This is a genomic window from Brevundimonas sp. UBA7838 (genome assembly GCF_002500885.1).
In the GTDB taxonomy this organism is placed as follows: Bacteria; Pseudomonadota; Alphaproteobacteria; order Caulobacterales; family Caulobacteraceae; genus Brevundimonas; species Brevundimonas vesicularis_C.
Genome location: NZ_DLTK01000084.1, coordinates 1 through 6749, shown reverse-complemented (window position 1 = coordinate 6749; position 6749 = coordinate 1). Strand labels below are relative to the sequence as shown.

Sequence of the window (6749 nt, the reverse complement as noted above, 5' to 3'; positions counted from 1 at the left end):
CGCCCATGAAGGCCAGCAGGAATTGGAACAGGTTCACGAAGTTGATGAACAGGCTCAAGGCGCCGAAGCCGGTCGCCACGCCCATCGCGTTCTGGTCGCCGCCCAAGGCGTAGTAGGTCATTTTCAGACGCTGAGTGTCGTACGCGATCAGACCCGAGAAAATCAGCACGCCCAGGCCGGAGATGATCAGGTAGAAGGTCCCGGACTGCAGGAACACGTTCACGATCGAGGCGATGATCAGGCCGATCACGCCCATGATCAGGAAGGTGCCCATGCCGGTCAGGTCCTTCTTGGTCGTGTAGCCCACCAGGCTCAGACCGCCGAAGGCCGCCGCCGTCACCAGGAAGGTGGTGGCCAGCGAACCGCCCGTATAGCGCAGGAACAGGATGCCAAGACCCGCGCCGATCGTGGCGACCACGGCCCAGTAGAGCATGTTCACGCCCTTGGCCGTCGGGTTCTTCATGAAGAACATCGAGCCGAACAGCATCACCAGCGGCGAAAACTGCACGATCATGCCCAGGATGGTCAGGCCGATCCGGCCGTCCGCCGTCTGGACGAACAGCAACTGCTGCACCGCCGGCACATTGCCGGTGACATAGGCCAGGGCGCCGGCGACCACGAGGCCCAGGGCCAGCTTGTTGTAGACGCCCAGCATGAAGCTGCGCAGGCCGGCGTCGACCGACATGTCGGCCGTCTGCGGCAGAGGACGGGCGTAACCGTTGTTGAAATCGCTCATGGCGACAAACTTTCTCCGATTGGCCGGAGAGGCTTCTCCGGTCACAGGCTTTGAATATCGTGAGCCGAGGCCCGCGCTGCAAGGAAAACCGGACTTGGAGGCTTGTGTTCCGGCCGCTACTTTCGGTCGCATGCTTCGTCTGTTCACCGCCCTGACCCTGCCGCCCGACGTCGCAGAGACGCTGAAACGACGACAATCGGGCCTGCCCGGCGCACGGTGGCGGCCGCTGGACGCCCTGCACGTCACGCTCGCCTTCTATGGCGAGATCGACGAACGCCGCGCCGACGACCTGGCGTCGGAACTGACGCGCGTGACGGGCGGCCCGTTCGAGATCGCGCTGAAGGGCGTCGGCTGTTTCGGCGACGACCACCGCAGCCACACCCTGTGGGCTGGGGTCGAAACGCCCAACGAGCGCCTGTCGGTTCTGGCCGGGCGCTGCAAGGCCGCGGGCGAACGCGCCGGGATCGGCATGGAGGCGCGCGCCTACAAACCGCATGTGACCCTGGCGTATCTGAAAACCCAGACCAATCCCGAACGGCTCGGCGCCTGGGTGTCAGGGCACAATCTGCTGCATTCGCCGCCGATCCGCATCGACCGCTTCGGCCTGTATTCCAGCGGCCTGACCGACAGCGGCAGCCATTACGAACTGGAGCGGGAGTATCTGCTGTGACCACTGCCGCATACACCGTGCCGCCGCATGTGACCTTGGGGCCGACGCTGGAGACCGAGCGGCTGATCCTGCGTCCGCCGGCGGTTGAGGACTTTCCGCGCTGGGCTGAGTTCATGGCCGATCCCGAAACCGCCCGCTTCATCGGCGGGGTCCAGCCCGCGCCCCAGGTCTGGCGCCTGATCTGCACCGTCGCGGGCATGTGGGCCCTGGCGGGAGAGGGCATGTTCTCCATCCTGGAAAAGGAAACCGGCCAGTGGATCGGCCGCATCGGGCCGCTACATCCCTATGGCTGGCCCGGCCGCGAGGTGGGTTGGAGCCTTCATCGCGACGCCACCGGCAAGGGCTATGCGGTCGAAGCGGCCGCAGCCACGATGGACTACGCCTTCGAGGTGCTGGGCTGGGACGACGTGATCCACTGCATCGCGCCCGAGAACCTGCCCTCGGCGGCGGTCGCGACACGGCTGGGATCGCGCAATCGCGGGCCGGGCGCCCTGCCCGAACCGCTCCAGGACATCGCCATCGATCTGTGGGGCCAGACGCGCGACGAATGGGCGATCAATCGGACGCGCCTGAATCGCTGACCGACAACCGAATGCGTCGGCGCATCGTATCCCTTCCAAACCGAACGAGGATACGCCCATGTTTCGCGCCAGCCTGATCGCCGCCTCCGCGGCCCTCGCCGTCCTGCCGGCGACGGCCTTCGCCCAGGCGTCGAACGTCGATCTGAACCGCTTCGACGGCCGGTGGTTCGAGATCGAGCGCAATCACAACAATGTCCAGAAGGACTGCAGCCGGGCGCAGATCGACTTCACGCCGCAGGGCGCCGCCGACCGCTACGCCATCACCGTCACCTGCGTCCGGCGCGCCGATGGCAAGGTCGAGACGCTGCGCGCCAACGCCCGTGTCACCGACACCACGACCAATGCGAAGTTCCGATTCAGCCTGACCGGCCTGCTCAGCTTCGGCGGCTTGGCGGGCCAGAACTACTGGGTCTACGACCATGCCCCGGACTACAGCTGGGCCATCATGGGGCTGCCGGACAAGTCGAACTGGTGGATCTGGCACCGGAACCAGAATGCGCCGCAGGCCGAACGCGACCGCATTCTGAGCCGCGTGCGCGCCCTGGGCTTCAGCACCGGCCGCTTGGTCCACACCGGCCTCTAAGGCGCCGCTTGCGATAGGAACGTAGGCGGAACATAAGCTGTCGGCATGTCCGCCGTCGCCCACCTCGAACTCGTCTTCAGCCGTCCCGAGACCACCCTTTCGGTCACGCGCGGCGCGGCGCGGCTGATGATGGACATGGGGTATGCGCCGCTCTTGGAAGTCTGCCTGCCCAACGGCCGCCGCGCCGATGTCATGGCGATCGGGCGCAAGGGCGACATCGTCATCTGCGAGGTCAAGTCAGGCGTCGAGGACTATCGGGTCGATCGCAAATGGCACGAATACGGACCGTTCTGCGACGCCTTCTTCTTCGCCGTCGCGCCCGAGTTTCCGCAGGACATCCTGTCCGACGAACCGGGCCTGATCGTCGCAGACGGTTTCGGCGGGGCGGTCGTGCGAGACGCGCCGGTGATCGGCTTGGCGCCCGCCCGTCGCAAGGCGCTGACGCTGGCCTTCGCGCGGCTGGGGGCGATGCGGACCTTGCGGGACTAGAGCCGGCGGAAGACGGCGGTGGCCAAACCCTCGGCGACCAGACGCGCCTCGACCTCGGCCAGGCTCTCGATCACCACGCCCTTGCCGCCTGTCGCGTGGATGATGCGTTGGCCATCCAGCATCAGCGCCGAATGGCCGGTCCAGTCCTGATCGTCGTTCGGCGCCAGCCATACGACGATGTCGCCGCGCTGTAGATCCGATGAAGACGCCGCGCGACCCATCTGGGCCTGCGCGTCCGACCGGCGGGGACCGGGTAGGCCGCATGCCAGCAGGGCCTGCTGCACTAGGCCGGAACAGTCGGTGGAGATCGAGGACCGCGCGCCCAACTCATGCGGACGGCCAAGCAGCCGCTCCGCCACCGCGACCATATCCGTCTCGAACGCGCCGACCGGCTTCAGATCAGCCTCGGCCACATCCGTCGCCTCGACCACCAGAGCGTTTAACGGCAGGGCGGCATCCACGCCGGCGATCCAATGCGTCGCCAGCGGCGCGCCGGCCGACAGACTGTCCAGCACGACCCAGCCAACGACGCCGTCTCGACGCGCCCGGCCCCAGGCCCGTCCGTTCGACCGATCCAGGACGTCGAAGACCTCGCCATGCAGAAGCTGGTCGATCCGACCGCCAACGTCGGACAGGACGTCAGCCACGGCGACACGACAATGCATGGCCTCGGTCGCCCGATAGGCGTCTGCGCGCACCAGCCCTTCCAGCGCCTGTTCGGCGAGGTCAGGGCGAACGAGGCGGTCGCCGGGCGGAAGAAGGTCGAGGACGTCGGTCAACGTGAACTCGCATTGCTGAACCCATAGCCTTATCCCCCGATGGCTTAGGGGCCGTTAACGCGGGACGCTTTTGCGAAAGAAAATCAACAGAACCGCGTTCTTAAAATCAAGAAGCCGTCTTGAAGCGTCGCCTGGTCACGCCATGTCGCAGGGCGGACGTCATGTTGGCGCGCTGGAGGCTCTGATGCTTTTGTGGCTGTTCTTGCTGATCGTGCTGGCGCTTACGGTCGCTGACGAGGGACCTTTCGGAATCACTCTACGGCGATGGCTGGTGGAAACGCCGGCGCGCCGTCTCTCGCGTCTGACGGCCGGGCAGACGGCGGGCCTTTGTCTGATCGTGGCGCTGGGTGTCGCCGCCATTTTTCTCTTCGAGGCGGATGGCGCCCGAATGTTCGCTTTGGCGGCGCCAGACATGATCGCCTGGACCCTGATGTTCGACGTGACCGTGATTTTCGATCTGGTCGTCCTAGCCATCAGTCTACGCGCTGTCGCGGGGTGGCGTGGCCTGATGCGGCAGCGGGAATTGGCGACCCGCGTTGTCAGCACCGTGTTCGGACGCATCAGACGCCGCGCACGGTCGCGGGGCGGGCGCCTCGGAAAGCCCAGGCCGCCGCGATCCCCATCCGACTACGCCGAGCCGGAGCCGGGGTTCGCCTTCGCCTGATCGTCAGTCGACGTAGCGCGCTCTGAGCATGGCGTAGCAGGCCCTTAGCGCCTGGGCCTCGCCGCCTTCCGGATAGCCGGGGCGGGCGCGGGGGTTCCAGGCGAAGATGTCCATGTGCGCCCAGGCCCCCGTGGTCGGAGCGAACTTTTGCAGGAATAGGGCCGCCGTCACCGATCCGGCCTGGGCCCACCCGGCCGGGTCGTTTCGCAGGTCTGCGATCTCGGCGTCCAGCGCGCCGCGATAGCCGGGCCACAGCGGCATTCGCCACAGGGGATCGCGCACCTGACCCGCTGAGGCCAGCAGTCCGGCGGCCAGGGCTTCGTCGTCTGTGTAAAGAGGCGGCAGCTCCGGACCCAGGGCGATCCGCGCGGCGCCGGTCAGGGTGGCGAAGTCCAGCGTCAGGTCGGGTTGGTGCTCGCCCGCCCGTGTCAGGGCGTCGGCCAGGATCAGCCGGCCTTCGGCGTCCGTATTGCCGATCTCGATGGTCAGCCCCTTGCGGCTGTTCAGGATGTCGCCGGGCCGGAAAGCGTCGGCCGACACGGCGTTCTCGACCGCCGCGACGATGACCACCAATCGCACGGGCAGGTCGGCCTGCATCACCAGACGCCCCAGGGCCAGGGCATGGGCCGAGCCGCCCATGTCCTTCTTCATATTGCGCATGCCGGCGGCGGGCTTCAGGTCCAGACCGCCGGTGTCGAACACCACCCCCTTGCCGACCAGAGCGACCAGCGGCAGGTCGGTCCGGTCCAGCTTCCAGGCGATCTCGATCAGGCGCGGCGCCCGGTGCGGGGCGGCGGCGCGCCCCACGGCGTGGACGGCCGGATAGTTGTCTTCCAGCAGGGCGTCGCCGGTCGTGACGGTGATCTCGGCGCCCGCGCTCTCTGCAATCTCGCGGGCGATGGTCTCGATCTGCAACGGCCCCATGTCGGCGGCGGGCGTATCGACCATTTCGCGGGCCAGGGCGCAGGCGGCGGCGATGCGCGAGATTTCGGCGACATCCACACCGTCCGGCGCGACCAGCCGCACGGGCGTCCTGTCCGCTCGGGCCTTGTAGCGATCGAAGACATAGGCCCCCAGCAGGAAAGCCAGGGTCGCCAGTTCGGCATCGCGCGCGCCGACCTCAAGCCGATACAGGCCGCCCGGCAACCGCGCCGACAGCCCCCGCACGCTCATCGGGTCGAAGGTCGCGCCCGCGCCCACGACCACCTGGCCGATCTCGCCGTCCGCGTCCGGCACGACCAACAGCTGGCCCGGCTTGCCTTCGAACCCATGCCGATCGCCCCAGCGGCGGGCCGCACCGTCCAGCACGCCGCCCGCCTGAACGAAGCGGATCGGGACGGCGCCGTCGCCGTCTTGGGCGGACACCAGCAGGGGATGCGAGACGGACATGAGGCCCTCGAAACGAAGTTAACCATCGGTTGACGCGAACCGGCGATTCTAGGGGTGAGACCTCTAGGACCGTCTGGACCTGACCCATGTCGCGCATGCCCGCCCTTCTCGCAACCGTCGCCCTGATCGCCCTGTCCGGCGCGCCGGCGCTGGCCGCTGATCCGACGGCGGCGACCGCAGCCCAGGCTCGCACGCCGTCGTCCGCTGCGGTGCGGGCCACCTACGACCGGATGGACGCCCTTTCGCGCTCGGTGTTCTGGGCCTCGGAGCAACAGGCCGATCCGACCGACGCCGTGGCGGGCGTGAAACTGGCCCAGGCCCTGCGTGAGCTGGGCCGCTATGACCAGGCAGCCGAGGCCGCCCAGGCGACCCTGACCGTCCAGCCGAACAATCTCGACGCCCTGCTGGAACTGGGTCGCGCCCATATCGCGCGGGGCCAGGCCTTCTATGGCGTCGCCCCGTTGGAACAGGCCCGCAATCAGGCGCCGCGCGACTGGCGCGCCTATTCGCTGCTGGGCGTGGCCTATGAGCAGGTGCGCCGCACCGACGACGCCCGCGCCGCCTGGAACCAGGCTCTGGCCCTGTCGCCCGACAATCCCGACGTCCTGACCAATGCGGCCACCGCCGCCCTGACCCAGGGCGATGCGCCCGGCGCCGAGACCCTGCTGCGCCGCGCCGTCGCCCAGCCGACCGCCTCGGCCAAGGTGCGCCAGAACCTGGCCATGGTGCTGGGCCTGCAGGGCAAGATGGGCGAGGCCGAACAGATCCTGCGCCGCGAGCTTCCGCCCGATCAGGCCGAGCAGAACCTGCAATGGCTGCGCGCGCGCGGCACGGCCGGCGCCGCGTCGTCCAGCGGCG

Annotated in this window: 9 protein-coding genes; 6 read left to right on the top strand and 3 right to left on the bottom strand. The window is 68.1% G+C overall.

The features are described from left to right. Positions 1–736 (bottom strand): Bax inhibitor-1/YccA family protein (locus B3T77_RS06805; protein WP_292078292.1); only part of this gene is annotated, 736 nt, incomplete at its 3' end. 130 nt (positions 737–866) lie between these two features. Here B3T77_RS06805 and thpR point away from each other — a divergent pair. The 4 genes from thpR to mmcB are packed head-to-tail and all read left to right on the top strand — an operon-like array spanning position 867 to position 3059. Beyond that, positions 867–1406 (top strand): RNA 2',3'-cyclic phosphodiesterase, encoded by a 540-nt coding sequence (gene thpR / locus B3T77_RS06800; RefSeq protein WP_292078291.1) that lies wholly within the window; start codon positions 867–869, stop codon positions 1404–1406. Continuing rightward, positions 1403–1987: a GNAT family N-acetyltransferase gene (locus B3T77_RS06795; RefSeq protein ID WP_292078289.1), complete on the top strand. Its 585-nt coding sequence runs from the start codon at positions 1403–1405 to the stop codon at positions 1985–1987. Before thpR ends, B3T77_RS06795 begins: the two co-directional genes overlap by 4 nt. 58 nt (positions 1988–2045) lie before the next feature. Next, a complete protein-coding gene (locus B3T77_RS06790; protein WP_292078284.1) occupies positions 2046–2570 on the top strand; it encodes a lipocalin family protein in 525 nt (174 codons plus the stop codon). A 45-nt stretch (positions 2571–2615) separates the two neighbouring features. Continuing rightward, a complete protein-coding gene (gene mmcB / locus B3T77_RS06785) occupies positions 2616–3059 on the top strand; it encodes a DNA repair putative endonuclease MmcB (protein ID WP_292078282.1) in 444 nt (147 codons plus the stop codon). Here mmcB and B3T77_RS06780 read toward each other — a convergent pair. Next, positions 3056–3838 (bottom strand): C40 family peptidase, encoded by a 783-nt coding sequence (locus tag B3T77_RS06780; protein ID WP_292078280.1) that lies wholly within the window; start codon positions 3836–3838, stop codon positions 3056–3058. The two genes, mmcB and B3T77_RS06780, sit on opposite strands and share 4 nt — an antisense overlap. 184 nt (positions 3839–4022) lie before the next feature. Here B3T77_RS06780 and B3T77_RS06775 point away from each other — a divergent pair, with 184 nt between their 5' ends. Then, positions 4023–4502 (top strand): hypothetical protein, encoded by a 480-nt coding sequence (locus tag B3T77_RS06775; RefSeq protein WP_292078279.1) that lies wholly within the window; start codon positions 4023–4025, stop codon positions 4500–4502. 3 nt (positions 4503–4505) lie between these two features. Here B3T77_RS06775 and B3T77_RS06770 read toward each other — a convergent pair whose 3' ends face one another. Beyond that, the gene (locus B3T77_RS06770; RefSeq protein ID WP_292078277.1) at positions 4506–5891 is read right to left on the bottom strand and encodes a leucyl aminopeptidase family protein; all 1386 of its coding nucleotides are present in this window, start codon (positions 5889–5891) and stop codon (positions 4506–4508) included. A gap of 86 nt (positions 5892–5977) precedes the next feature. On the opposite strand from B3T77_RS06770, the gene B3T77_RS06765 reads away from it, so the two are divergent. After that, a partial coding sequence (locus B3T77_RS06765; protein ID WP_292078276.1) for a tetratricopeptide repeat protein occupies positions 5978–6749 on the top strand: 772 nt, incomplete at its 3' end.

Coding starts and splice junctions, on each gene's coding strand:
- B3T77_RS06790 (WP_292078284.1), top strand. CDS start 2,046: ATGTTTCGCGCCAGCCTGATCGCCGCCTCCGCGGCCCTCGCCGTCCTG.
- thpR (WP_292078291.1), top strand. CDS start 867: ATGCTTCGTCTGTTCACCGCCCTGACCCTGCCGCCCGACGTCGCAGAG.
- B3T77_RS06770 (WP_292078277.1), bottom strand. CDS start 5,891: ATGTCCGTCTCGCATCCCCTGCTGGTGTCCGCCCAAGACGGCGACGGC.
- mmcB (WP_292078282.1), top strand. CDS start 2,616: ATGTCCGCCGTCGCCCACCTCGAACTCGTCTTCAGCCGTCCCGAGACC.
- B3T77_RS06775 (WP_292078279.1), top strand. CDS start 4,023: ATGCTTTTGTGGCTGTTCTTGCTGATCGTGCTGGCGCTTACGGTCGCT.